This window comes from Enterobacter sp. Ag1, from assembly GCA_000277545.1.
GTDB lineage: Bacteria > Pseudomonadota > Gammaproteobacteria > Enterobacterales > Enterobacteriaceae > Cedecea.
Window position 1 is genome coordinate 1 of the sequence record AKXM01000012.1, and the last position, 22,936, is coordinate 22,936.

Annotated in this window: 21 protein-coding genes; 4 read left to right on the forward strand and 17 right to left on the reverse strand. The window is 55.3% G+C overall.

Annotated elements, in window-relative coordinates; translation table 11 throughout:
- Positions 1-302: 302 nt before the first annotated feature.
- From A936_RS05930 to putP, 13 genes are all read right to left on the reverse strand, one after another.
- Entirely contained in the window at positions 303-761 is a 459-nt protein-coding gene (locus A936_RS05930; protein ID WP_008455632.1) for an NUDIX hydrolase, read from the reverse strand.
- Positions 762-840: 79 nt separating this feature from the next.
- A complete protein-coding gene (locus A936_RS05935) occupies positions 841-1,188 on the reverse strand; it encodes a nitrous oxide-stimulated promoter family protein (protein ID WP_008455634.1) in 348 nt (115 codons plus the stop codon).
- A gap of 101 nt (positions 1,189-1,289) precedes the next feature.
- Positions 1,290-2,051 (reverse strand): chitin disaccharide deacetylase, encoded by a 762-nt coding sequence (gene chbG, locus A936_RS05940; protein ID WP_008455635.1) that lies wholly within the window; start codon positions 2,049-2,051, stop codon positions 1,290-1,292.
- 45 nt (positions 2,052-2,096) lie between these two features.
- Positions 2,097-3,440 (reverse strand): 6-phospho-beta-glucosidase, encoded by a 1,344-nt coding sequence (locus A936_RS05945; protein ID WP_008455636.1) that lies wholly within the window; start codon positions 3,438-3,440, stop codon positions 2,097-2,099.
- 90 nt (positions 3,441-3,530) lie between these two features.
- Complete coding sequence (gene chbR, locus A936_RS05950; RefSeq protein WP_034808027.1) at positions 3,531-4,367, reverse strand: transcriptional regulator ChbR; 837 nt, start codon at positions 4,365-4,367, stop codon at positions 3,531-3,533.
- 11 nt (positions 4,368-4,378) lie between these two features.
- On the reverse strand, positions 4,379-4,729 hold the full coding sequence (gene chbA, locus A936_RS05955) for a PTS N,N'-diacetylchitobiose transporter subunit IIA (protein ID WP_008455638.1): 351 nt from the start codon (positions 4,727-4,729) through the stop codon (positions 4,379-4,381).
- A gap of 55 nt (positions 4,730-4,784) precedes the next feature.
- Positions 4,785-6,143 (reverse strand): PTS N,N'-diacetylchitobiose transporter subunit IIC, encoded by a 1,359-nt coding sequence (gene chbC, locus A936_RS05960; protein ID WP_008455639.1) that lies wholly within the window; start codon positions 6,141-6,143, stop codon positions 4,785-4,787.
- Between the two features lie 90 nt (positions 6,144-6,233).
- Positions 6,234-6,557, reverse strand: coding sequence for a PTS sugar transporter subunit IIB (locus A936_RS05965; RefSeq protein WP_008455640.1), 324 nt, complete (start codon positions 6,555-6,557; stop codon positions 6,234-6,236).
- 265 nt (positions 6,558-6,822) lie between these two features.
- Positions 6,823-7,611, reverse strand: coding sequence for a phosphate starvation-inducible protein PhoH (gene phoH, locus A936_RS05970; protein WP_008455641.1), 789 nt, complete (start codon positions 7,609-7,611; stop codon positions 6,823-6,825).
- Positions 7,612-8,315: 704 nt separating this feature from the next.
- Positions 8,316-9,602 (reverse strand): iron uptake transporter deferrochelatase/peroxidase subunit, encoded by a 1,287-nt coding sequence (gene efeB / locus A936_RS05975; RefSeq protein WP_008455642.1) that lies wholly within the window; start codon positions 9,600-9,602, stop codon positions 8,316-8,318.
- 5 nt (positions 9,603-9,607) lie between these two features.
- Positions 9,608-10,732 carry an iron uptake system protein EfeO gene (efeO, locus tag A936_RS05980; RefSeq protein WP_008455643.1) on the reverse strand — a complete coding sequence of 375 codons (1,125 nt, stop codon included), beginning with the start codon at positions 10,730-10,732 and terminating at the stop codon, positions 9,608-9,610.
- A 64-nt stretch (positions 10,733-10,796) separates the two neighbouring features.
- Positions 10,797-11,630, reverse strand: a complete 834-nt coding sequence (gene efeU / locus A936_RS05985) for an iron uptake transporter permease EfeU (RefSeq protein WP_008455644.1) — start codon at positions 11,628-11,630, stop codon at positions 10,797-10,799.
- Between the two features lie 494 nt (positions 11,631-12,124).
- Positions 12,125-13,633, reverse strand: coding sequence for a sodium/proline symporter PutP (putP, locus tag A936_RS05990; protein ID WP_008455645.1), 1,509 nt, complete (start codon positions 13,631-13,633; stop codon positions 12,125-12,127).
- 426 nt (positions 13,634-14,059) lie between these two features.
- Here putP and putA point away from each other — a divergent pair, with 426 nt between their 5' ends.
- Together putA and A936_RS06005 are read left to right on the forward strand one after the other, a co-directional pair.
- Positions 14,060-18,022: a trifunctional transcriptional regulator/proline dehydrogenase/L-glutamate gamma-semialdehyde dehydrogenase gene (gene putA, locus A936_RS06000; RefSeq protein ID WP_008455647.1), complete on the forward strand. Its 3,963-nt coding sequence runs from the start codon at positions 14,060-14,062 to the stop codon at positions 18,020-18,022.
- 60 nt (positions 18,023-18,082) lie between these two features.
- Entirely contained in the window at positions 18,083-18,475 is a 393-nt protein-coding gene (locus A936_RS06005) for a lysozyme inhibitor LprI family protein (RefSeq protein ID WP_008455648.1), read from the forward strand.
- Positions 18,476-18,481: 6 nt separating this feature from the next.
- Here A936_RS06005 and rutR read toward each other — a convergent pair whose 3' ends face one another.
- The 3 genes from rutR to A936_RS06020 form a co-directional block, all read right to left on the reverse strand.
- Complete coding sequence (rutR, locus tag A936_RS06010) at positions 18,482-19,120, reverse strand: HTH-type transcriptional regulator RutR (RefSeq protein ID WP_008455649.1); 639 nt, start codon at positions 19,118-19,120, stop codon at positions 18,482-18,484.
- Positions 19,121-19,157: 37 nt separating this feature from the next.
- Positions 19,158-20,093, reverse strand: coding sequence for a DMT family transporter (locus tag A936_RS06015; RefSeq protein WP_008455650.1), 936 nt, complete (start codon positions 20,091-20,093; stop codon positions 19,158-19,160).
- Between the two features lie 154 nt (positions 20,094-20,247).
- Positions 20,248-20,421 carry a con-10 family general stress protein gene (locus A936_RS06020; protein ID WP_008455651.1) on the reverse strand — a complete coding sequence of 58 codons (174 nt, stop codon included), beginning with the start codon at positions 20,419-20,421 and terminating at the stop codon, positions 20,248-20,250.
- Between the two features lie 377 nt (positions 20,422-20,798).
- On the opposite strand from A936_RS06020, the gene wrbA reads away from it, so the two are divergent.
- Both wrbA and A936_RS06030 read left to right on the forward strand, forming a co-directional pair.
- Positions 20,799-21,395, forward strand: a complete 597-nt coding sequence (gene wrbA, locus A936_RS06025) for an NAD(P)H:quinone oxidoreductase (protein ID WP_008455652.1) — start codon at positions 20,799-20,801, stop codon at positions 21,393-21,395.
- A gap of 10 nt (positions 21,396-21,405) precedes the next feature.
- Positions 21,406-21,633 (forward strand): YccJ family protein, encoded by a 228-nt coding sequence (locus A936_RS06030; RefSeq protein ID WP_008455653.1) that lies wholly within the window; start codon positions 21,406-21,408, stop codon positions 21,631-21,633.
- Between the two features lie 35 nt (positions 21,634-21,668).
- Here the strand turns inward: A936_RS06030 and agp are convergent, their stop codons facing one another.
- Positions 21,669-22,913: a bifunctional glucose-1-phosphatase/inositol phosphatase gene (gene agp, locus A936_RS06035; protein ID WP_008455654.1), complete on the reverse strand. Its 1,245-nt coding sequence runs from the start codon at positions 22,911-22,913 to the stop codon at positions 21,669-21,671.
- Positions 22,914-22,936: the final 23 nt, after the last annotated feature.

Below are 22,936 nucleotides of genomic sequence, written 5' to 3' on the forward strand. Positions count from 1 at the left end.
ATGGACGGCGCGAGTGATATCCCTCCCTCACCGCCATATTTAAAGAAGAGCTCGCATGCAAATGCGGGCTTTTTTTTCGCATGTTGCACCACGAGGGACGGATGAGAACCCTCGACCAGGGTTCGACAAAACGGCAGGATGGCCGTTTTGCATTGCCTCCGGCAACCCGTAGGGCGAGCGCCATGGACGGCGCGAGTGATATCCCTCCCTCACCGCCATATTTAAAGAAGAGCTCGCATGCAAATGCGGGCTTTTTTTTCGCATGTTTCACTATAAGGGTTGGGTTCGAATATAACCTGCAGTTACTTTTTAGCAACTCTTTGCGCCAGGTAGTAGTTTATATAACCCCTGTATTCATCCTTTGTTTCTGCCGGGATCTCGCTTTCCGCAAAGAAGGTGAGCGCCAGACCTTCTGTAGGGTCACTAATCATACGGCCTGACCAGCTTGTCACTTCGAACAGTGAAGTAATGACGTTAATCCTGTCTTTATTCTCGAGCGTAAACGTATAGTCCGAACCCGAAAAAGTGCCGAGTAAAGTCAGGTCGTGAACATCAAGATTCGTCTCTTCTTTCACTTCACGAATAGCCGTTTCTTCAAAACTTTCACCGGGCTCAAGCAAACCGCCGGGCAATCCCCAGCCGCCATCACGCCGCAGCTGCAACAAAATGCGCTGCTGATCATCGGTGATGATGACATTCGCCCCGGCCAGTAATAAAAGCCGGTGGCCTACCAGCGCCCTCATTTCTTCCACGTATCCCATCGCCTACCCTCCGGGCATAACGCCGCGTTATTGTCAGCGTTTATACACGATTAAGATGAAACCGGCATGACTGACTCCGTCACTCTTTCTTACGCTGGTATTTCTCCGGCAGCGGCGGAACCGGACGGCGATCGTCCATCAAATGAAGCACGGTCAGAATCGGATGGTGAAACAGCATTCGGGGACCACTCCAGCGCATCACCCGCTTCATTTCTTCACGTTTTGAGGGCTGATAGCAGTGGATGGGACATTGCTTGCAGGCGGGCTTTTCTTCGCCAAAAGCGCAGCGATCCAACCTTTTGGCAGCGTAGTCGTATAGCCGTGAGTAGTGGTCTGGATCGGGGCTGGCAGCTGGGTTTTTGCGCTCGTACAGGGCGAGCATTTTAGCGATGGTTTGCTTTTCGCGTTGGATGCGTTTTCCGGACATAGCTGCACCTCGTTAACCGGTACAAACGTCCGGTCAATGATTGTCGATAAGATGCAGCAATAATACACCTTATCGACAGCAGGCCGAAGTACGAATAGGGGTTAGAGATCGCGGAACGTGCCCAGACAGTAGCCTCGCTCGGCAATCGCGTACTTCAACGCCGCGGAGGTAAGCACTTCCAGCTCCGCAAGGCGCGGGTAGCAGTAGTTGCTTTTCAGCAGCGTGTTATCCACAAATGACGGGTGGCACATCACTTCCAGCGAGGCTTCCTCTCGCTTAGCCGAAGCATCCACGCACTCCAGAAGCAGGCTTTCAGAAATCGAATCGCCGTAAAACTCGCTGCTAAACCCTTGCGTAGTCCGCACGCCATCCAGGGAAATGTTGTCCCGGGCTGCGGCATCACGATCGACACGCAGCGGGATCCCTTTCGCGCTGGCAAACGCCGCAACGATGGGGAAAATTTCCGGAATCATATGCACGTGATGATGGCTATCAAGATGGGTTGGTTCAATACCAAAAATCTCGATAAAGCGCTGATACTGGCTTTCCAGTTCGCGTTTGATCTCGTCCCGATCCAACTGCCCCTGCTCGGCCATCTCCCAAATCCATTTACCCAGTACGCCCGTTTCGCGGGTTAGCACCGGCATGTTGGTCAGCGGCTGTCCCAGCGTCAGCACGAAGTGCATGCCGACCCCCAACCCCGGATAGCGTGCGCACAGCCCGGCAGCGTGTTTAATGGCTTCAGCGTTAACCATCGCGGTGGTTGACGTCACCACACCGTGGTGAAAGGCTTCGATGATGCCGTAGTTTTGCGCCTTACTCAGGCCAAAGTCATCGGCGTTGATAATCAGTAAGCGGTCCATAGCATCCCTCTTGAGTGGCCCTCCCCGTCCGGGGAGGGCAAGGCATTACGCCAGTTTTTCGATAGTTTTCGCAAAGTTTGGCAGATGGGCTTTATGGGCAAGCAGCATCTCTTTGGCAATCACTTCCGCATCCTTGTCAGAGTGGATAAGCGGGCTCAGGTTCAGCGCCAGCAGCACATCGTTGAATTCACCGCTCAGCGCCGCCTGGCTCGCCGCCACTTCGAAGCCTTTGATGGTATGAATAAGGCCCATCACTTTCTCGTCGAAGTGAGTCACGCGCGGGTGAGGTCTTGCGCCATCACGGCCAATGATGCTGGTCGTTTCGATAGCCCAGTCCGCCGGGATATTGTCCACGTGCCCATGGTGCGGGATGTTCACGTAGTGCTCGGTCTGCTTATCATTGTAGATAGCGCTGATCACTTCGCATGCGGCGTCAGAGTAGTAAGCCCCGCCGCGCAGCTCCAGCTCTTTCGGTTTCACATCCAGGTTAGGATCTTTATACAGTTCGAACAGCTGTTTCTCGACCTTCTGCACCACGGAAGCACGCGCGCCACCTTTGTAGAACTCGCCCATTTCGATGGCCAGCATCTCTTTCTGCTTGAAGTAGTACAGCAGGTAAGAGCACGGCAGCAGGTTCAGAGAACGGATCAGCCCTTCGCTAAACGGCATATCGAAGATGTTTTTCACCGAGTTAGCGCTCAGTTTACCGCTGGCTACGCCGTCCAGCAGTTCAGCAAAGCGGGATTCGCCGTTCACCAGCACATCTTTAATGAACACCATGTGATTCAGGCCGAAGAGATCGATCCCCAGGTCATCTTCCGGGGTCAGCTTCAGTACGTCGGTAATAAACATCTTCATGCCAACAGGGATGTTGCACACGCCGATGAATTTTTTGAAGTTGGTATGGCGGAATACCGCCTCAGTCACCATCCCGGCCGGGTTAGTGAAGTTGATAACCCACGCATCCGGGCAGATTTCCTGCACGTCTTTGATGATGTCGAAAATCACTGGAATGGTGCGCAGCCCTTTGAACAGGCCACCCGCGCCGTTGGTTTCCTGGCCAAGATAACCGTGGCTCAGCGGAATACGCTCATCCAGCTCGCGCGCTTTCAGCTGGCCCACGCGCAGCTGGGTGGTCACGAAGTCCGCGTCTTTCAGCGCTTCACGGCGGTCGAGGCTCTTGTGTACCGTCATCGGCACACCGGCGTGCTCAATCATGCGCTGGCAAAGATTGAAAATAATATCCTGCTTTTCTTTACCGGCTTCGACATCCACCAGCCAAAGTTCGGTAATCGGTAGTTCATGATAGCGCTTAATAAAACCTTCAAGTAATTCTGGGGTATAGCTGCTGCCGCCACCGATAGTAACAACTTTTAATTTCTTAGTCATACAGGCTCCCGTACAGCGCCACGCGCCGTATTTAGAAAATTGAATAAGTTAATAAAAACGCAATATTGACCGTGGTAATTAACCAGCACCTTAATTAATGCTGTACAATTTCTTCCGATAACTATTTGGCGTAAAAGAGGTGACCTTTTTAAAGTTCTTAATAAACATGCTGGGGCTGCTGTAGCCGGACTCAAAGGCAATATCGGTCACCGATGAGTTAGTAATCTCCAGCTGCTTCTTGGCAAAATTAATGCGGATTTCGTTAATAATCTGCATCGGCGTTTTGCCATAATAGCGCTGAGTGGCGCGCGTCAAATATTCCTGCGACTTACCCGAAAGCGCGACCATGTTTAATAAGGCTTTGTCACCAAAACGCATTTTGTCGTGCATCCCTTCAACGGTGGATTTTAACCACAATGGGATATCATCCTGATTTTCCGACTCCCGATAATGGCGGAGTCGATTGACGACATAAAAACTCACCATTTCGAGGAACTCGTTAAATTCCCCTTCGCGGAAATTAAACGAGGCAATCACCGATTCCATAAACGCCAGGAATTCATCCTTAATCTGGTAAACCTGTGAGGCCACCAAATGGGACGGCAGCAGCGGCATATAATGCTGTTCAAAGAACTGCTGACTGATCCCCACGTTAAATAACCGGGTCGCACCAAACTCGTAGAAACTCTGATGATGGGAACCGACCGGAATAAAGACAAAATCGCCTCGCTCCATCAGTACGCGCTTACCGTTAATTTCCTGGTAGTAGCGCCCGGTCAACACGATTGTGAATTCGTAGTAGTCATGCTGGTGCAGCCCGCTCACGCTCTCTTCTTTGGTGTAGATAAACGCATGGAAACACTTGCCGTTAAACAGCTGGCTTTCACGAACAATGTTAATTTCCATATTGTCTATCTCTGGCTGCATATGCTGACCTGCTACTTGTCCATTTTCTCGTGCAATTCAATCAACTCGGTGACCAGCTCACGCGCCAGCATCGAAGTCATCAGGTGGTCCTGCGCGTGTACCAGCACCAGGCTCACTTTGGTTTTGCCTTCGCCCTGGTCGCCTTCAATCAGCTTAGTCTGCACCAGATGCGCTTCGTTCAGCGCCGTGCGGGACTGGTCCATCATCTCTTTAGCCCCGGCGAAGTCACCCTGCTTGGCCTTTTTGAGCGCGCCGTAGGCTAGGCTGCGGGCCTGGCCTGAATTGATGATTAAGCCCATCACCACTTCTTCGAGATCGTCCACTTCTACTTCAGTTTCAACAACATTATCTAAATCAAACATAAGCGTGCTCCCCGGATTCTGAAAACGGGGGAGGCATTCCCTCCCCCGGCTGAACTTAGAATTTCAGTGCGTTAGCGATATCTTCTTCGCTTTCTTCTTCTTCAATAACCGCCTGTGCCTTGTTGGACAGGATAACGAACGGCATGTACACCAGCGTTGCAACACCCAGGTTGAACAGCGCCACCAGCAGTGCAGCGACGCTGCCGTTACTGTTGAAGAAGGCGCCCAGGCCGGTAGGCATGGTCCACGGTGCCAGGTTGGTGACCGGCGGGATAATGCCCATGGAGTACGCAATCAGGGTGATCGCGGCCAGAATCGGCTGTACCGCCACAAACGGGATGAACATGACCGGGTTCATGATGATCGGCAGACCAAACAGAATCGGTTCGTTAATCTGGAAGATGCCTGACGGCAGCGCCAGCTTAGCCACCTGACGGTGATCGGCGCGGCGAGAGGCGATGAAGATAGCGATAATCAGACCCAGCGTCGCACCGGAACCCCCCAGCAGGATGTAGGAGTCGAGCATTGGTTTCGCCCAGAAGTGGAACTGTTTGCCCGCTTCGATAGCGGCTTCAACAGAACCGTACTGCTGGTACAGCGCCACGTTTTCCAGCGCCCATGGGGTCATGATGCCGTTATCCAGAGCGGTAAGCGCCAGGGAACCGTGAACACCGAAGAACCACAGCAGGGAGTTGAAAATCACGTATGCCCAGCCAACCACGCTCCCCATTGACGCCAGCGGAGTCGAAATGGAGTCCATGATGATCTGGTGGAAGTTGCTGCCGTAGTGAGACAGCGCCCAGGAGATGATCCCGAAGATAGACAGAATCAGGAAGCCTGGGATTAACGCCGAGAACGAGCGGGATACTGAGGCCGGTACGCTGTCCGGCAGGGTAATTACCCAGTTCCGGCGCACAACAAAGGTAAACAGCTCCGCGACAACCAGACCGATAATCATACCGGAAATAATATTCTGGCCGCCTAACCAGTTAGCGCCCACGGCATAGGCTTCGCCTACGCTATATGGCGTAACGGTCATAAAGGCTGCGACGGATAATAAGCCCGCGGCCAAAGGATCGACCTTTCTTTCTTCAGCTAATGCCATGCCAATGAAAAAAGGCGCCATCAGCGACATTATGCCCAACGTACCGTTGTACACATTGCCGCCGATAGCTTTAAACCCATTCAGGGTTTCAATGGTCTCGGGGTCTAAACGGATGCCTAACGAGTAGAAGAATGACCCTGCGCCGAAGCTCAGGAATACGTTGTTGATCAGAACAAACATTGCCCCCGTTAGGGTTAATGGCATTAATTTAATAAAACCGTTTTTAATGGCATTAACGTGAGGCTGCTTTCCTATTTTTACAGCAAAAGGCAGGAGAACCTTCTCAAGTGAATCAATGACTTTACTCATATTATAAATATCCTTGAAAGCCGTAATTACTTACGGCTGTAGGTGTAAGTCGCTCTTTGACGGAAAATTAAACAAAACAAGAATAAAAAATTAACTCTCGGCCGCTGCTTTCTTAATTGCTGCCACAGCCGCTTTCAACACACCCAGCCCATCGACTTTACCGTACAGAGCAGAATCGATAACTTCTACAGGCTTGGTGGGCAACAATTTCTTGATATCTGCCTGCATGTAGGCAATTTGTGGCCCGAGTAATACCAGGTCCGCATGTTTCCCTTTCTCGCTGGCCAAAGACTCAGAGAAAGCTTCAATTTCTACCGGCACTTCATACTTTTCGGCCTGCGCTCGCATTTTGGTCACTAACAGCGAGGTTGACATCCCAGCGGAGCAGAACAGGTAAATTTTTTTCTTTTGCATAAGTTGTTCCTCAAGTCTCAATACGCTGTAACGGACTTCCGTGGCGTATTGTTGCTGTTCCAAAGCGGGTTTGTGGAGAGAGACTATTGTCTCTGCTTGAGGAAAGTATACGGCATGCATTCTGAAGAGAGATAATTCTCATGCCTCATAAATTGTCTCTCCTTGACCTGGTGTTATGACCCCCTTCACAGTTTGGCCAAATAATTCGCGCAAATAAAAAAGCCCAAACCGAAGTTTGGGCTTTTGTCTAAATCGTTGAAGACCGTCAGTCGTAGGCGTTCAGCGTGCGCTGGCAGAGGGCCGAGCGCACACAATCCTGCTTACCAAAGCGAACAACGCCGACCATGTCATCCTCTTCAAAACGGTTCAGCGCATCGCTTAAACCGGACGGTACGCCCGCAGGTAAATCGCACTGCGTGATATCGCCATTGACGATAACCGTCACGTTTTCCCCGAGGCGGGTGAGGAACATCTTCATTTGCGCTGCGGTGACATTCTGCGCCTCATCCAGAATAACCACGGCATTTTCAAAAGTGCGTCCGCGCATATAGGCGAACGGCGCAATCTCAACCTTACCAATTTCAGGCCGCAGGCAATACTGCATAAAAGACGACCCTAAACGTCGCACCAGGATGTCATACACCGGGCGGAAATACGGGGCGAACTTTTCTGAGATATCACCGGGGAGGAAGCCGAGATCTTCATCGGCCTGCAGCACCGGACGGGTAACAATAATCCTGTCGACATCCTTATGTATCAGGGCCTCAGCGGCTTTTGCCGCGCTGATGAACGTCTTGCCACAGCCGGCTTCGCCGGTAGCAAATATCAGCTGCTTTTTCTCGATGGCATTAAGATAGTGCGCCTGAGCTTCATTCCGCGCTTCGATAGGTGAATGGTCGCGGCTGTCGCGCGCCATGCCTATAGATTCTACGCCGCTCATCTGCACAAGCGTGGTGACCGATTCCTCTTCACGCTGCCGGTGGCTACGCGAATCCCGTCTCAGCACACGTTTTGCTTCGCGACGAGCTTTGATCACAGCTTTCTGTCTTCCCATGGATGGCACCTTACAGTTGGTTTCATTTCCCGCGCCGTCTGGACAGGCGCGATTATGGCCACTAACGGATGAGGTTTGGCTTCCTTGTAAGCCATTAACTGCCGGTTGAGAGGGTGCGTTAAGCGAACGCGAAACGTTGCCTGACGCACCGTTAGGACGCTGATTTGACTCTGAATGGGGAAATTTAGCGGTGAAGATAGCGAAGCCGGAGGAGAGGCCTCCGCGCTGGGTAGTGCGGGTAAAGTGTTTAAGTAACCGTCCAGTACAGGACCCAACCATTCGCGATCTCCGTAGTGATTAAACGTCACAGCAGGGAACTACCGCTCATGCTTTAAGTACACCAAACATCACCCAAAATGCAACATAAATTTCACTTTTAAGTAACGTTTAATCGCAATCCGCTGCTGTGTACCGTTTTCGCACATCAATATTACAGAAATATATCAGCGGGATAGTCATAGGGAATTGTAATGAATAATTGGGGGAGCGAATTGTTAGCAAATGAAAATCTACATAAACCACTCTCGATAAGAACGGCTAAGGTTTCCCTCAGTCACAATGTCGCTTCTGGATTTACCCTCTCCCTGGCAGGGAGAGGGAATAAATAATGCTCCCGTCGACTGTTTTCTCCCTCGCCCCTGTGGGGAGAGGGCCGGGGTTAGGGGAAGATTCGTTCCCGGCTCTCATAACCGGTACGGCAATAATTACGCCTCAATCATCCCCTGCCCCAGATAATGCTGTTTATCCGGCACGCCCGGCAGCGCGAAGAAATACCCACCGCCGATCGGCTTGATGTACTCTTCCAGCGCCTCGCCGTTCAGCCTGCCCTGCACCGTCAGGAAGCCTTTTTCAAGGTCATGCTGGTAGCAGACGAACAGCAGCCCCATGTCGAGCTGACCGGATTTGGTGGCGCCCAGTGAATAGCTGTAGCCCCGCCGCATCATTAGCCCCGACTGCGTCTCTTTGGTCCTTGGATTTGCAAGGCGGATATGGGCATCCAGCGCAATCACATCGCCGTCCGGATCGGCGGCGTAGTCCGGCACATCATGCTCATTTGTCATACCCAGCGGCGCACCGCTGTGTTTCTCTCGCCCGAAGATAGTCTGCTGCTCTTTCAGCGGCGTACGGTCCCAGGACTCAACGTGGAACTGAATAATGCGCACGGCCTGATAGCTACCGCCGGTAGCCCAGGCTGGCTCCTGCTGTTGCTTCGTTACCCAAACCACGTCGTCCATCAGTGGCTTATCATGGCTGTCCGGGTTGGCCGTGCCGTCTTTGAAGCCTAACAGGTTGATGGGCGTCTCTTTCCCTCGGCTGCGCGCCGCATGGTTGGAGATGAACCCTTCCCGCTTCCAGCGCACGCTGAGGAGATCTGGCGTGTGCTTGATAATATCGCGCAACGCGTGGATCACAGTGTCGTTGGTGTTGGCACAAATCTGCAGCAGCAAATCGCCGTGACACAGGCTGGCATCCAGCGAATCATTCGGGAAACTGGTCATTGGCTGTAGCTTTTTCGGCATCTGCTTTTGCAGGCCAAAACGCTCGTCAAACAGCGAGCTGCCGGCAGAAACCGTGATCGTCAGGTTATCCGGGTAAATTTCCGCCCCAAGAATGCCAGAGTCCATCGGCGGTAACCGTGGATTTGGCGTTTCCGGTGCCGGGCCGCCGCTGGTCAGGAAGTCAAAGCGGGCGGTCAGCAAGCGGAACAGACGTTCGAGGTCGGCTTTGTCACTGGCCAGCACGTCAAACGCCACGAGCATCATGGCGGCCTGCTGGGGTGTCAGAATCCCGGCCTGGTGTTCACCATACAGCGGTTGGCTTTCAAGGCGACCATCCGGCGGCAGCGTGCCCGGCGAAGAGGCCGGATTCGCCGCATGGGCCGCCATCGGGCACCCGCCGCCCACGGCAAAAGCGCCCCCAAGGGCGCCCAGTGTTTTCAGCAGCTGGCGGCGCGCCGGTTGGTGCGCGCCGGTGTTGTCCTTATCACTCATGATGCTTAGTCCAGGCCCATCACGCCACGCAGCTGAGACAGGTCTTCCGCAAGCGTCGTGATCGGCCCTTTCAGTGCCTTGCGATCGTTATCCGTCAGCTTGTCGTAGGTTTCAAACCCGTCTTTGGTGCGGTACTTCGCCAGAATGGCGTCAACTTTCTTGAAGTTGGCATCCACTTTCGCCAGCAGCGCCGGGTTCTCTTTGGTCAGTTGAGGACGCAGCAGGTTAACGATTTTCTGCGCGCCGTCGACGTTCGCCTGGAAGTCCCACAGGTCAGTGTGGCTGTAGCGGTCTTCTTCCCCGCTGATTTTGGTCGCAGCGACTTCTTCAATCAGGCCAGCTGCACCGCCAACTACTTTGCTCGGCGGGAAGGCCAGCTCGGAAACACGAGTCTGCAGATCCAGCACGTCGGCGTTCAGCTTGTCGGCAAACTGCGCGGCGTCTTTGGTGGTGTTGTCGCCAAACAGGATCTTCTCCAGACGGTGGAAACCGGTGAATTTCGGGTCATCCGCTTTTTTCTCGAAGTCGTCTTCACGGGCATCAATGCTGCTGTCGAGGTCTGAGAACAGCTCAGCAATCGGCTCAATACGCTCGTAATGCTGACGAGTTGGCGCATACAGGGCTTTGGCTTTCTCTAAATCGCCGGCTTTCACCGCGTCGGTAAAGGCTTTGGTGCCTTTCACCAACTCAGCCACTTCAGCGGTCACGTAGGCTTTGTAGTCGGTGATTGGACCGGTCAGCGCCAGCAGATCGGATTTAGGTGCTTCCTGTTTGCCGGTCGCTTTCACCACCAGCTTGCCTTTCGGGTTGGTCAGCAGACCGCAGGTCATGTCGTATTCACCCGGCTGCAGGTTAGCGGTCAGCTTCTGGGAGAAGCCCGGCGCGATGTTTTCACGCTCTTCCACTACCATCACCCCTTTCAGGATCTCCCACTCCAGCGCTTTCTGGCTGTTATTCTGGATAATGAACTGGGTCTTCCCGGCGTTCACGGTCACATTCATCGGCTCACATTGTTTATCCGTGACGGTGACTTTTACCTGGGGAATGTCCGCCGCCTGCGCGGCAAACGTGGAAGAGACAAGCGCGAGCAGCGCAACGTGCAGTGCCTTCAGACGAAAATGTTTGGTCATGACCTATCCCTATTAAGCAATGAGTAGTTATCACTGAACGGCGAGTCGCCCCGCCGGAAATCAATTAACGAGCCGTATTGGTCGCCTGGTTGTTCACGCGTGGCGGCATAAAGAACAGCACCAGCGCCGGAATCAGATAGATGAAGTACATCGCCACTTCGCTCACGGTTGGGGTTTCCTGATAACCAAAAATCCCCTCCAGCAAGGTGCCGGTCAGCGAATGGGTGGAGAGCGTGTTGCTCATATCAAACGCGATATCCTGGAAGTGGTTCCACAGCCCGGCTTCGTGGAATGCGCGCACGGCACCGGCTGCAAGGCCTGCGGCCACCAGCAGAATAAACAGACTGGTCCATTTAAAGAACGCGCCCAGGTTGAGGCGAATCCCGCCCCAGTAAATAAGGAAGCCTAAAACGATGGCGGTGGCCAGGCCCAGCATCGCCCCCAGCGGTGGCCAAATGCCCACGTCCTGTTGGAAAGCCGCCAGCAGGAAGAACACCGACTCCAGACCTTCACGCGCGACGGCGAAAAAGACCATCATGATCAGCGCCCAGCCGTGGTTGCCTTTGCTGTGCAGCGCGTTATCCACCGCCTGCTCCAGCTGCACCTTGACGTTACGGGACACTTTACGCATCCAGAACACCATCCAGGTCAGAATAAACACGGCAATAACCGCCACGATCCCCTCAAACAGCTCCTGCTCTTTTTGCGGGAACTCGCCGGTGGTTTCATTGATGAAGATACCGAGGCCCAGGCAAAGTGCAGCGGCGGCAAAAACGCCAATCCACATCACGGCTATCCACTGGCCGCGCTGGGTACGCTTCAGATAGCTGGCAATCAGGCTAACGATGAGCGCTGCCTCCAGCCCTTCGCGTAACATGATGAGAAACGGAACAAACATGCCTGACACCTCAGATGTGAATACAAGTCAATTGACGTAAAGAAAAGTAAACCATAACGATTGTGATTATCATTAGCGCTGAAAAGAAAAACAAGAGACGGGGATTACATATTTATGACCAGATGTAAAAAGGGCCGGATTAACCGGCCCTTCAGACTGATGGCAAGCCTCTGACGAAAGAAGAAATATCAGACGGATCGTTAAAAAAACAGGAAAATCAATTCATTGATTTTCGGCTGCTCACCACAAAGAGGGAAAAACCACGCTTTTTTCCTCTTTGTCAGCAACCTATAAAGGGCCGGATTAACCGGCCCTTCAGACTGATGGCAACCCTCTGACGAGAGAAGAAATATCAGACAGCTCGTTAAAAAAACAGGAAAATCAATTCATTGATTTTCGGCTACTCACCACAAAGAGGGAAAAACCACGCTTTTTTCCTCTTTGTCAGCAACCTATAAAGGGCCGGATTAATCGGCCCTGTAAAAGATCACCTGTTACTCAGGCTGCAGCTTGCTCGGCGGCGCGGTGTGATAAACCGCATCAGCTTCGGCGAAACGCTTCTGCATGGACGTTGAAGGTGCTTTCCCCAGCAGGCTCACCGCCACAATCGCCAGGCTGGCGAAAGCGAAACCAGGGATAATTTCGTACAGCCCCAGCCAGCCAAACTGCTTCCAGACCAGCACGGTTGCCGCCCCGACAATCATCCCTACCAGCGCCCCGTTGCGGGTCATGCGTGACCACATCACCGAGAACAGCACCACCGGGCCAAACGCCGCGCCAAAACCGGCCCAGGCGTAGCTGACCAGGCCCAGCACGCGGTTTTCCGGGTTAGCGGCCAGGGCAATCGCCACCAGCGCCACCACCAGCACCATCATGCGCCCTACCCACACCAGCTCTTTCTGGCTCGCGCCTTTACGCAGGAAAGCTTTGTACAGATCTTCGGTAATCGCGCTGGAGCACACCAACAGCTGGCAGCTCAGCGTGGACATCACCGCCGCCAGAATCGCGGAGAGCAATACCCCGGCAATCCACGGGTTGAACAGGATTTGCGCCAGCTCGATAAACACCCGTTCGCCGTTTTGCGTCACCGCCCCGGCCTGCTCCGGGTTGTTGTTAAAGTAGGCAATCCCGAAGAAGCCCACCGCGCAGGCACCCGCCAGGCAGAGGATCATCCAGGTCATACTGATGCGCCGTGCGTTCACGATGGTGTGGTGTGAATCCGCCGCCATAAAGCGCGCCAGAATATGCGGCTGGCCAAAGTAGCCCAGGCCCCAGCCCATTAGCGAAACGATAGCGACAAAGTTCAGCCCTTTCAGCATATCGATGTTTTCGATGCTCTTTTGCTTAATCACCATCAGGGAATCATCGAGGCCGCCAACGGCAATGATCACCATCACCGGCGTCAGAATCAGCGCAAAGATCATCAGGCTGGCCTGCACGGTATCCGTCCAGCTCACCGCCAGGAACCCGCCCACAAAGGTATAGAGGATGGTAGCGGCCGCCCCGGCCCACAGCGCCGTTTCGTAGCTCATGCCAAAGGTGCTTTCAAACAGGCGCGCCCCGGCCACGATGCCGGAAGCACAATAAATGGTGAAGAACAGCAGGATCACCAGCGCCGAGATAATCCGCAGCAGGCGACTGGAGTCTTCAAAACGCCCGGTAAAGTAATCCGGCAACGTCAGCGCATTGTTGTTCAATTCCGTGTGAACGCGCAGGCGCCCCGCCACTAATTTCCAGTTGATCCACGCCCCTAAGGTCAGGCCGATGGCGATCCAGCTTTCTGAAATCCCGGAGATAAAGATCGCGCCCGGCAACCCCATTAACAGCCAGCCGCTCATATCCGAGGCGCCCGCCGACAGCGCGGTCACCACGCTCCCGAGGCTACGGCCGCCAAGAATATAGTCGTCAAAGCTGCGGGTTGAACGCCAGGCGATAAAGCCGATGAGAATCATGCCAAAGATATAAACGAGGAAGGTCACCAGCATCGGTGTGCTAATTGTCATTCAGACTTCTCCATAGCTATTACGCCTGCTCTCTCTGACCAGGCTGCTTCGCGCCGGAACGAGGCGCTGTGTTGTTATCGTGATGTAATGGGGAATGCATCCTGCCGGAACCCTTTATTTTTCACAAACGATTTAACACGGCATTTACATCGCTTGCATCTGCCTTAGGTAAGCATTTTTCACCAGGTTGCACTTACTCACACTTTTAGCGGTTGCACCGTTAAAAAGTGTTAACTTCATCAATAAATCTAGCGTTCCGCTTCCCGCTCCGTCAGACGATTTTCTTATCTTACTGGTAACAATTCCTCTTTTTTGCGGGCCCTTTATCGGCTTCGATTTAACAAGGTTGCACAAAGTTGCAACTTCATAGATATTGCTGGCTAACAAAGCACAACCCCGAATCATCATTAACCTGGAGACTGTCGTATGGGCACCACCACGATGGGCGTAAAACTGGATGAAGCGACGCGCGACCGCATTAAAGAAGCCGCCTCACGCATTGACCGCACCCCACACTGGCTGATTAAGCAGGCGATTTTTAATTATCTTGAGCGCCTGGAAAGCAGCGATGAGCTGCCTGAGCTACCAGCCCTGCTGGCCGGGGCGGCCAATGAGAGCGAAGAATCTCCGGTGCAGCCTGAAGAAGTGGCGCAGCCGTTCCTCGATTTTGCCGAGCAGATCCTGCCGCAGTCCGTCAGTCGGGCCGCGATTACCGCCGCGTGGCGTCGCCCTGAAACCGACGCAGTCCCGATGATCCTTGAGCAGGCTCGCCTGGCGCCGGCCATCGCCGAACAAACGCAAAAGCTGGCTTACCAGCTGGCCGACAAGCTGCGCAACCAGAAAACGGCGTCCGGCCGCGCGGGCATGGTTCAGAGCCTGCTGCAGGAGTTCTCCCTGTCTTCCCAGGAAGGCGTGGCGCTGATGTGCCTCGCGGAAGCGCTGCTGCGTATCCCGGATAAAGCCACCCGAGACGCGCTGATCCGCGACAAAATCAGCAACGGGAACTGGCACTCGCACATTGGCCGCAGCCCGTCGCTGTTCGTGAACGCGGCAACCTGGGGCCTGCTGTTTACCGGCCGCCTGGTGTCCACCCATAACGAAGCCAGCCTTTCCCGCTCCCTGAACCGCATCATCAGCAAAAGTGGTGAACCACTGGTGCGTAAAGGCGTGGACATGGCGATGCGCCTGATGGGCGAGCAGTTCGTGACCGGCGAAACCATCGCCGAAGCGCTGGCTAACGCCCGCAAGCTGGAAGAGAAAGGTTTCCGCTACTCCTACGACATGCTGGGCGAAGCTGCGCTGACCGCCGCCGACGCGCAGGCCTATATGGTTTCCTACCAGCAGGCGATTCACGCCATCGGTAAAGCGTCCAACGGCCGCGGGATTTATGAAGGCCCGGGTATTTCCATCAAGCTTTCCGCTCTGCACCCACGTTACAGCCGTGCGCAGTACGACCGCGTGATGGAAGAGCTGTACCCGCGCCTGAAGTCCCTCACGCTGCTGGCTCGCCAGTATGACGTTGGCATTAATATTGACGCCGAAGAGGCGGATCGCCTGGAGATCTCCCTCGATCTGCTGGAAAAACTCTGCTTTGAACCTGAGCTGGCGGGCTGGAACGGCATCGGCTTTGTTATCCAGGCCTACCAAAAGCGCTGCCCGTTTGTGATTGATTACCTGGTTGATCTGGCCACCCGCAGCCGTCGCCGCCTGATGATTCGCCTGGTCAAAGGCGCCTACTGGGACAGCGAAATCAAACGCGCCCAGGTCGACGGTCTGGAAGGGTACCCGGTCTATACCCGCAAGGTGTACACCGACATCTCCTACCTCGCCTGCGCCAAGAAACTGCTGGCCGTGCCGAACCTGATCTATCCGCAGTTTGCGACCCATAACGCCCACACGCTGGCTGCTATCTATAATCTGGCCGGGCAGAACTACTACCCAGGCCAGTACGAGTTCCAGTGCCTGCACGGCATGGGTGAGCCGCTATATGAGCAGGTGGTGGGGAAAGTCGCAGACGGCAAACTGAACCGCCCTTGCCGCATTTACGCCCCGGTGGGTACGCACGAAACGCTGCTGGCTTACCTGGTGCGTCGCCTGCTGGAAAACGGCGCCAACACCTCTTTCGTCAACCGCATTGCCGACGCCACCCTGCCGCTGGACGAGCTGGTTGCGGACCCGGTGAGCGCGGTGGAAGCCATGGCCGCCAAAGAAGGCCAGCCAGGGTTGCCGCATCCTAAAATCGCCCTGCCGAAAGCGCTTTACGGGGCGGAACGCGCCAACTCCAGCGGCCTTGATTTAGCTAACGAACACCGCCTGGCGTCGCTTTCTTCCGCCCTGCTGAACAGCGCTGCACAGAAATGGCACGCCACACCGGTGCTGGAACAGCCGGTTATTGAAGGCGAATTAACGCCGGTGAAAAACCCGGCCGAGCCAACCGACATTGTGGGCTACACTCGTGAAGCCACGAGCGAAGAGGTTTCCCTCGCGCTTGAGAATGCCGTCAACCACGCGCCAATCTGGTTTGCCACCCCGCCGCAGGAGCGTGCCGCTATTCTCGAACGCGCCGCCGTGATGATGGAAAGCCGCATGCAGCAGCTGATCGGCATCCTTGTGCGTGAAGCGGGTAAAACCTTCAGCAACGCCATCGCCGAAGTGCGTGAGGCCGTGGACTTCCTGCATTATTACGCAGGCCAGGTGCGTGACGATTTCGACAATGAAACGCATCGTCCTCTTGGCCCGGTGGTCTGTATCAGCCCGTGGAATTTCCCGTTGGCTATCTTTACCGGCCAGATTGCCGCCGCGCTTGCCGCCGGGAACAGCGTGCTGGCCAAGCCTGCGGAACAAACTCCACTGATCGCCGCCCAGGGCGTGGCGATCCTGCTTGAAGCAGGCGTACCTGCGGGCGTACTCCAGTTGTTGCCCGGCCGCGGTGAAACCGTCGGGGCGCAGCTCACAGGAGACTCCCGAGTACGCGGAGTGATGTTCACCGGCTCAACTGAAGTCGCGTCTCTGCTGCAGCGCAATATCGCCGACCGCCTCGATCCTCAGGGCCGCCCAACGCCGCTGATTGCGGAAACCGGCGGCCTTAACGCGATGATCGTGGACTCCTCCGCGCTAACCGAACAGGTTGTGGTGGATGTGGTTTCCTCCGCCTTCGACAGCGCCGGGCAGCGCTGCTCCGCCCTGCGCGTACTCTGCCTGCAGGAAGACGTGGCTGACCACACGCTGCAAATGCTTCGTGGTGCCATGGCGGAATGCCGCATGGGTAACCCAGGCCGCCTGACCACCGACATTGGGCCAGTGATTGACGCCGAAGCGCAGCAGAATATTGAGAAGCACATCCAGGCGATGCGTGCCAAAGGCCGCACCGTGTTCCAGGCCGTGCGTGAAAACAGCGTGGACGCGCGCGAATGGCAGTCCGGCACCTTTGTAGCGCCAACCCTTATCGAGTTGGAAAGCTTCGACGAGATGAAGAAAGAAGTCTTCGGCCCGGTGCTGCACGTGGTGCGCTACAGCCGCAACAATCTTGAATCGCTGATTAAGCAGATCAATGCCGCTGGCTATGGTCTGACGCTCGGCGTGCATACCCGAATCGACGAGACGATTGCCCAGGTCACCGGCTCCGCCCACGTCGGCAACATGTACGTTAACCGCAACATGGTCGGCGCCGTGGTTGGCGTTCAGCCCTTCGGCGGCGAAGGCCTGTCCGGTACCGGCCCTAAAGCCGGTGGTCCGCTGTACCTGTACCGCCTGCTGGCGAATCGCCCTGAAAATGCGCTGCAAACCACTTTCAACCGCCACGATGCGGAAATCCCGGTGGATGCCTCCCTGAAGAGCGATCTGCAGGTTGCCCATCAGGCACTGAGCGAGTGGGCGACCAACCGCGAAGAGCTGAAAGCCGTTTGCCAGCCGTTTGGTGAGCTGGCGCAAAGCGGAACGCTGCGCGTGCTGCCTGGCCCAACCGGAGAGCGCAATACATATGCTCTGCTGCCGCGTGAACGCATTCTTTGCGTCGCCGACGATGAGCGCGATGCGCTAGTACAGTTGGCGGCGGTAACCAGCGTGGGCAGCCGCGTGCTGTGGGCGGATGACAGCCTGCATCGCGACCTGGCGAAGCAGTTGCCTAAAGTCGTGCAGCAGCAGGTTGATTTTGCCAATCCGGAAGATCTGCTGAAGCAGCCGTTTGAGGCGGTGATTTACCACGGCGACTCCGACCAGCTGCGCAAACTTTGCGAAGCCGTCGCGGCTCGCACCGGGGCGATTGTTTCCGTTCAGGGCTTCGCGCGCGGGGAAAGTAACATCCTGCTTGAGCGTCTCTACGTGGAGCGTTCTCTGAGCGTGAACACCGCTGCCGCTGGCGGCAACGCCAGCCTGATGACAATCGGTTAACAGTCTGTCAGGATACAAAGGCTCTCGTTATGAGAGCTTTTTTTTGATGAGGACACCAGAATGAAACGCGTGTGTTTACTTGTTGGCGGGCTGCTGCTGAGCGGGGCCGCCCTGGCCGATGGCTGTGATTCCGCCGCCACCCAGGCCGATATGAACCAGTGCTATGCCGCAGAGTATAAAAAGCAGGACGAGCGGCTGAATAAAACCTATAAAGAAGTGATGTCCCGGGCAACCGACAAGCAAAAAGAACTGCTTAAAAAGGCGCAGAACGCGTGGATTGCCTTCCGCGATGCGGACTGTGATTTTATGAGTTCTGGCGCGGAACAAGGTTCGGTCTACCCGATGGTACGTGCCAACTGCCTGGCGGATAAAACGCTGGAACGTACCGAGCTGCTGAAGGGCACGCTGGAGTGCGAAGAGGGCGACGTAAGCTGCGTCCTGCCCCCTAAGTAAGCGCGATTAGCGCACCCGAATCCCCTCAATAATCATCCGCTGCACGTTTTCCACCGTGCGGCGGAAAAAGTCTTCATCCTGCAGCGTATTGCCGGTAACGGCCTCAACCTGGCTGGCAAAATCCGCGTAGTGCTGGGTCGTGGCCCAAAGCATAAAAATAAGGTGATGCGGGTCAACGGCAGCAAGTTTACCGCTGGCTACCCAACCCGCAACGATCGCCGATTTGTCATCCACCAGGGCCTTCAGGTCGCCCGTCAGCTCGCCTTTCAGCAAAGGCGCCCCCTGCAGCATCTCCAGGCAAAACAGCTTCGACGCCTGCGGATAATCCCTTGAAACTTCAAGCTTGAGGCGAATGTATTCCCCAATCGCCACCAGCGGCTGCAAATCTTCCCGAAAGGCACGCAGCGGTGCCAGCCAGATATCCAGGATCTGCTTCAGCACTGCGATGTAGAGCGCTTCTTTGGAAGGGTAGTAATAAAGCAGGTTAGTTTTTGACACTTCGGCCCGCTCGGCAACCTGCTCAAGGCTGGTGCCGTGGATGCCATATTGCGAAAAAAACGCCAGCGCAGCGTCAAGAATGGCCTGTTTTTTGGCGGCGACGGCTTTCGACCGGCGTCCAGGGGTTTTGATGTCGGTGGCGGCCATGCGAGTTCTCCTTTTTTTCGCTGGCCTGAAGTATAGCTCAGACGCCCTCGCCTTCGGTATCTTCCTGCCAGTCGCGCTTCGCGTTTGCCGCTTTCTTGCGCTTGAGCTTCAGCTCGCTAACCAGCACCCCGAGGACGATCAATGCCCCGCCAACCAGCGCAAGCAGCGGGAGGCGCTCGCCCGCCATGCGGCCAAAGATCCCCGCCCAAACCGGCTCGCCGGTATAAATTACCGTGGCTCGTGTCGGCGACACGCTGCGCTGCGCCCAGTTCATCGTCACCTGAATGATGGCGCTGAAAATCCCAAGCCCCAGGGCAATCATCACCAGCCCAGGGCTGAAATGCGGCACACTTTCCCCGGCAGGGACCATCGCTGCAAACGACACGAGCGAAGCCGTGGCCAGCTGTACTACAGTCACACGTTTGATATCCACTTTCCCCGCCCAGGCGCTGATCAGGATTATCTCAGCGGCAATCGCCACGGCCCCGATAAGCGTAATGATTTCCCCGGCCCCCAGCGAAAGGCTGGTGCCTTCCGGCCCGGCAAGAAAAATCAGGCCAACAAAGGCCAGCACGACGCCAATCCAGGACATCAGCCCCGGCATACGGCCAAGGCAAATCCACTGCAGGAGCGGCACAACGGGCACGTACATCGCGGTAATAAAGGCGGATTTGCTGCTGGGAATTGTCTGGAGTCCCCAGGTCTGCATGCTGTAGCCGATGGCAATCGCCACGCCGATCAGCCCCCCCGCTTTGATTTCCAGCCAGGTTAACCCGCGCAGAGATTTCAGCGACAGCAGCCCGACGGCAATGGCGGCGGTGGCGAAGCGCAGACCAACAAAGAAAAACGGGTCGCTCATCGTCATGGCGTACTGCACAGCCAGGAATGTGCCGCCCCAGAACATGGTGATGAGGATAAGCAGCGCTTCCTGCGGCTTAACGGAGAATTTATAACGGCTTAATGGCGCAGACATGAGGGAGACCGGAAAAATCAGGGTGAAAGTCGATGTGCTATAGTGCTTCCAGTCACATTTTGTTGCAATGGGAAAATAGAAAACCGCCGGCTAACCGGCGGTCGGGGTATTTCGGCGCAAGCGTTAATTCGCCCTGCGCTTCACAAAGTCACGGCTATTTATTTTTGCTGCCGTGGCTGTTTTTACCCCCTTTTTGACCAGCTTCTGAGGCGCGCTGCGGATCGTTTTTAAAGTTACCGCCGCTGTGCTGGCCACCTTTACGACCTGCTTCTGATGCTCTTTCACGGTCTTCAGCGAAATTACCTGAACCACCACGATGGTTTGCCATTTCTAACCTCCGGATTTAGGACATCATATTGCATTCAATAAAAGAGAACGCTTTTGCCACGCGGCCAGGCGGGCCTGCCGCCAACGTTACCGCGTGGCTCTAAGCTTAGTGCACCGGCGCGGTCGGGCTTCTGTTCAGACATATCCAGAAACATGCCGGTGAGCTTATCTTTTTATCCTTCCACTGCGGCGCGATAAGCCCCTCTTCTACATGGTCAAAAAACAGCCAGTAAAATGTTAGCTAATGCTACAGGGTCAAAATTTCATCTGCGCTTGTGATGTATCAAGGAAAGGCCATTCAGGTTTGCACTCTGCGCCACAGGTCATATCTTTAAAGGAGTGCAGTAAAACTGCAGTTCAACTGAGGAGTGAAGCAAGATGGCTAAAGTACTGGTGCTTTATTATTCAATGTATGGACACATCGAAACTATGGCTAAAGCCGTGGCGGAAGGTGCACAGAAAGTCGATGGGGCGGAAGTGACGATAAAGCGCGTGCCCGAAACCATGTCCGCGGAAGTCTTTGCTAAAGCCGGGGGCAAAACCCACACCGCGCCGGTCGCTACGCCGCAGGAGCTGGCCGACTACGACGCTATCATCTTCGGTACCCCTACCCGCTTCGGCAATATGGCCGGCCAGATGCGCACCTTCCTCGATCAAACGGGCGGCCTTTGGGCTTCCGGCGCGCTTTACGGCAAACTGGGCAGCGTATTCAGCTCTACCGGCACCGGCGGCGGCCAGGAGCAGACTATCACCTCCACCTGGACCACGCTCGCCCACCACGGGATGGTGATTGTGCCTATCGGCTATGCGGCACAGGAGCTGTTTGATGTTTCTCAGGTTCGCGGCGGCACGCCTTACGGCGCAACAACCATTGCCGGCGGCGACGGCTCACGCCAGCCAAGTCAGGAAGAACTGGCGATCGCCCGCTATCAGGGAGAGCACGTCGCAGGCCTGGCGGTTAAACTGAAAGGTTAACGGAGGAGTGATGACCACATCTCAGGCAAAAGCCCACCACGTTGGCGAGTGGGCGAGTCTTCGCAACACCTCACCAGAAATTGCAGAAGCCATTTTTGAGCTGGCGAAGTATGACGAAAAGCTGGCCGAAAAAATTTGGGAAGAAGGGAGCGATGAAGTCCTGCCGCTCGCCTTTGCTAAAACCGATAAGGACTCGCTCTTCTGGGGCGAACAGACCATCGAGCGCAAAAACGTTTAATCCTTCTGCTGCCCCCTTTCGGGGGCAGCCTCTTCTTACTTCACAGCTTCATTCAGCACTTCGCTAAACTTATCCCATGAGCAGTAGCCGTTGGTGTCCGTCGGGCAGCCTTCCAGCTCCAGCGTCACACGTTTTGGCGGGTGCTTCAGGGTTAACACATCGCCATTGCGCAGCTGGTCGGCGCTCTGGTAAACGTATTCCACTTTCAGCAGGTCGCGGTTGTTGGTCTTATCATGCCAGCGCTGGAACAGAATATTGCCGCCAATCGGGGTACGCTCATACTGCCCCGGCAGTTGATAAGGCTTGAACTGCAGCGCGGTCAGCAGCGACGCAATGTTCGAATCATGCCCCACCATCAGCGTCACTTTCGGCCCTGAAGCGGCTTCTTTGGACGTTAACGCGTTCTGAATGTATTTCACCAGCGGAGCCGCGACGTTGCGGGCCACTTCCGGGGAAGTAAACAGCGTGTCCTGATAGCTATTTTTGAGCTGGGAAAGCACGCGCCACTGTTCCGCCGTTTTGATTTTTCCCCACGCGACCTGGTCCATCGGGAAACCTTCGTAATATTGCAGCGTGAACGCATCGACCAGGGCATTGCCCACCTTCAGGGAACCGTTAACGCCCGGCTCCTGAGTCGCATTGGCGCTAAAGACGTCTTTTGGCCCATTCAGCTCACATAGCTGCTTCTCTTTGCAGGTTGGCGAGTTTTTATAGCCGACAATGTGCTCCAGCAGTTTATAGCTGTCGGCCAGCTTGTATTCAGTGCGCTGTTTTTCCATCGCCTGAACGGCTTTGGCTTTAAACTCCGGCGAGTCGTTGGTGATCACTGGGTTGAACACCGGGTCCATGGTGCCCATTTTTTCCTGGTGATGTACCGGCACATCGCAGCCAGGGAAAGCCCCGGTAATGAAGAATTGCGCGGTAGCGACGGTGCGCTGAAGGCTGTTGGCATAGGCATAAACGCTTTCCGGTGCCGGGCATTCGCCGCTGGTTACCAGATTCTGGCTCGCCAGCCATTCACGCATGTAATGCCCCATATAGACTTCCAGCACCCCGCCTTTGGTGGTGAGCTGCCCGCCCGGCACATCCCACTCCGGCCATGCCTGCGCGGTAGACTGCTCAAGCACGCTGCCGTTGTTGGCCAGCGGCGCGCGCAGGTTATGACGGCTCATCAGCAAAACCTGCTGCAGCTGGTAGCCGTCCGGCACGGCGTCCGCTTTCGCCAGACCTGGGGCAAGACAGGCGGCGGCCAGCAATGAGGCAACAATTTTTTTCTTCATTACTTATTCCTCAGGGAGTGATT

What these genes read in the sequence shown, in the direction of transcription:
- A936_RS05930 (WP_008455632.1), bottom strand. Translation starts at nt 761, where the DNA reads ATGGGATACGTGGAAGAAATGAGGGCGCTGGTAGGCCACCGGCTTTTA.
- A936_RS05935 (WP_008455634.1), bottom strand. Translation starts at nt 1,188, where the DNA reads ATGTCCGGAAAACGCATCCAACGCGAAAAGCAAACCATCGCTAAAATG.
- chbG (WP_008455635.1), bottom strand. Translation starts at nt 2,051, where the DNA reads ATGGACCGCTTACTGATTATCAACGCCGATGACTTTGGCCTGAGTAAG.
- A936_RS05945 (WP_008455636.1), bottom strand. Translation starts at nt 3,440, where the DNA reads ATGACTAAGAAATTAAAAGTTGTTACTATCGGTGGCGGCAGCAGCTAT.
- chbR (WP_034808027.1), bottom strand. Translation starts at nt 4,367, where the DNA reads ATGCAGCCAGAGATAGACAATATGGAAATTAACATTGTTCGTGAAAGC.
- chbA (WP_008455638.1), bottom strand. Translation starts at nt 4,729, where the DNA reads ATGTTTGATTTAGATAATGTTGTTGAAACTGAAGTAGAAGTGGACGAT.
- chbC (WP_008455639.1), bottom strand. Translation starts at nt 6,143, where the DNA reads ATGAGTAAAGTCATTGATTCACTTGAGAAGGTTCTCCTGCCTTTTGCT.
- A936_RS05965 (WP_008455640.1), bottom strand. Translation starts at nt 6,557, where the DNA reads ATGCAAAAGAAAAAAATTTACCTGTTCTGCTCCGCTGGGATGTCAACC.
- phoH (WP_008455641.1), bottom strand. Translation starts at nt 7,611, where the DNA reads ATGGGAAGACAGAAAGCTGTGATCAAAGCTCGTCGCGAAGCAAAACGT.
- efeB (WP_008455642.1), bottom strand. Translation starts at nt 9,602, where the DNA reads ATGAGTGATAAGGACAACACCGGCGCGCACCAACCGGCGCGCCGCCAG.
- efeO (WP_008455643.1), bottom strand. Translation starts at nt 10,732, where the DNA reads ATGACCAAACATTTTCGTCTGAAGGCACTGCACGTTGCGCTGCTCGCG.
- efeU (WP_008455644.1), bottom strand. Translation starts at nt 11,630, where the DNA reads ATGTTTGTTCCGTTTCTCATCATGTTACGCGAAGGGCTGGAGGCAGCG.
- putP (WP_008455645.1), bottom strand. Translation starts at nt 13,633, where the DNA reads ATGACAATTAGCACACCGATGCTGGTGACCTTCCTCGTTTATATCTTT.
- putA (WP_008455647.1), top strand. Translation starts at nt 14,060, where the DNA reads ATGGGCACCACCACGATGGGCGTAAAACTGGATGAAGCGACGCGCGAC.
- A936_RS06005 (WP_008455648.1), top strand. Translation starts at nt 18,083, where the DNA reads ATGAAACGCGTGTGTTTACTTGTTGGCGGGCTGCTGCTGAGCGGGGCC.
- rutR (WP_008455649.1), bottom strand. Translation starts at nt 19,120, where the DNA reads ATGGCCGCCACCGACATCAAAACCCCTGGACGCCGGTCGAAAGCCGTC.
- A936_RS06015 (WP_008455650.1), bottom strand. Translation starts at nt 20,093, where the DNA reads ATGTCTGCGCCATTAAGCCGTTATAAATTCTCCGTTAAGCCGCAGGAA.
- A936_RS06020 (WP_008455651.1), bottom strand. Translation starts at nt 20,421, where the DNA reads ATGGCAAACCATCGTGGTGGTTCAGGTAATTTCGCTGAAGACCGTGAA.
- wrbA (WP_008455652.1), top strand. Translation starts at nt 20,799, where the DNA reads ATGGCTAAAGTACTGGTGCTTTATTATTCAATGTATGGACACATCGAA.
- A936_RS06030 (WP_008455653.1), top strand. Translation starts at nt 21,406, where the DNA reads ATGACCACATCTCAGGCAAAAGCCCACCACGTTGGCGAGTGGGCGAGT.
- agp (WP_008455654.1), bottom strand. Translation starts at nt 22,913, where the DNA reads ATGAAGAAAAAAATTGTTGCCTCATTGCTGGCCGCCGCCTGTCTTGCC.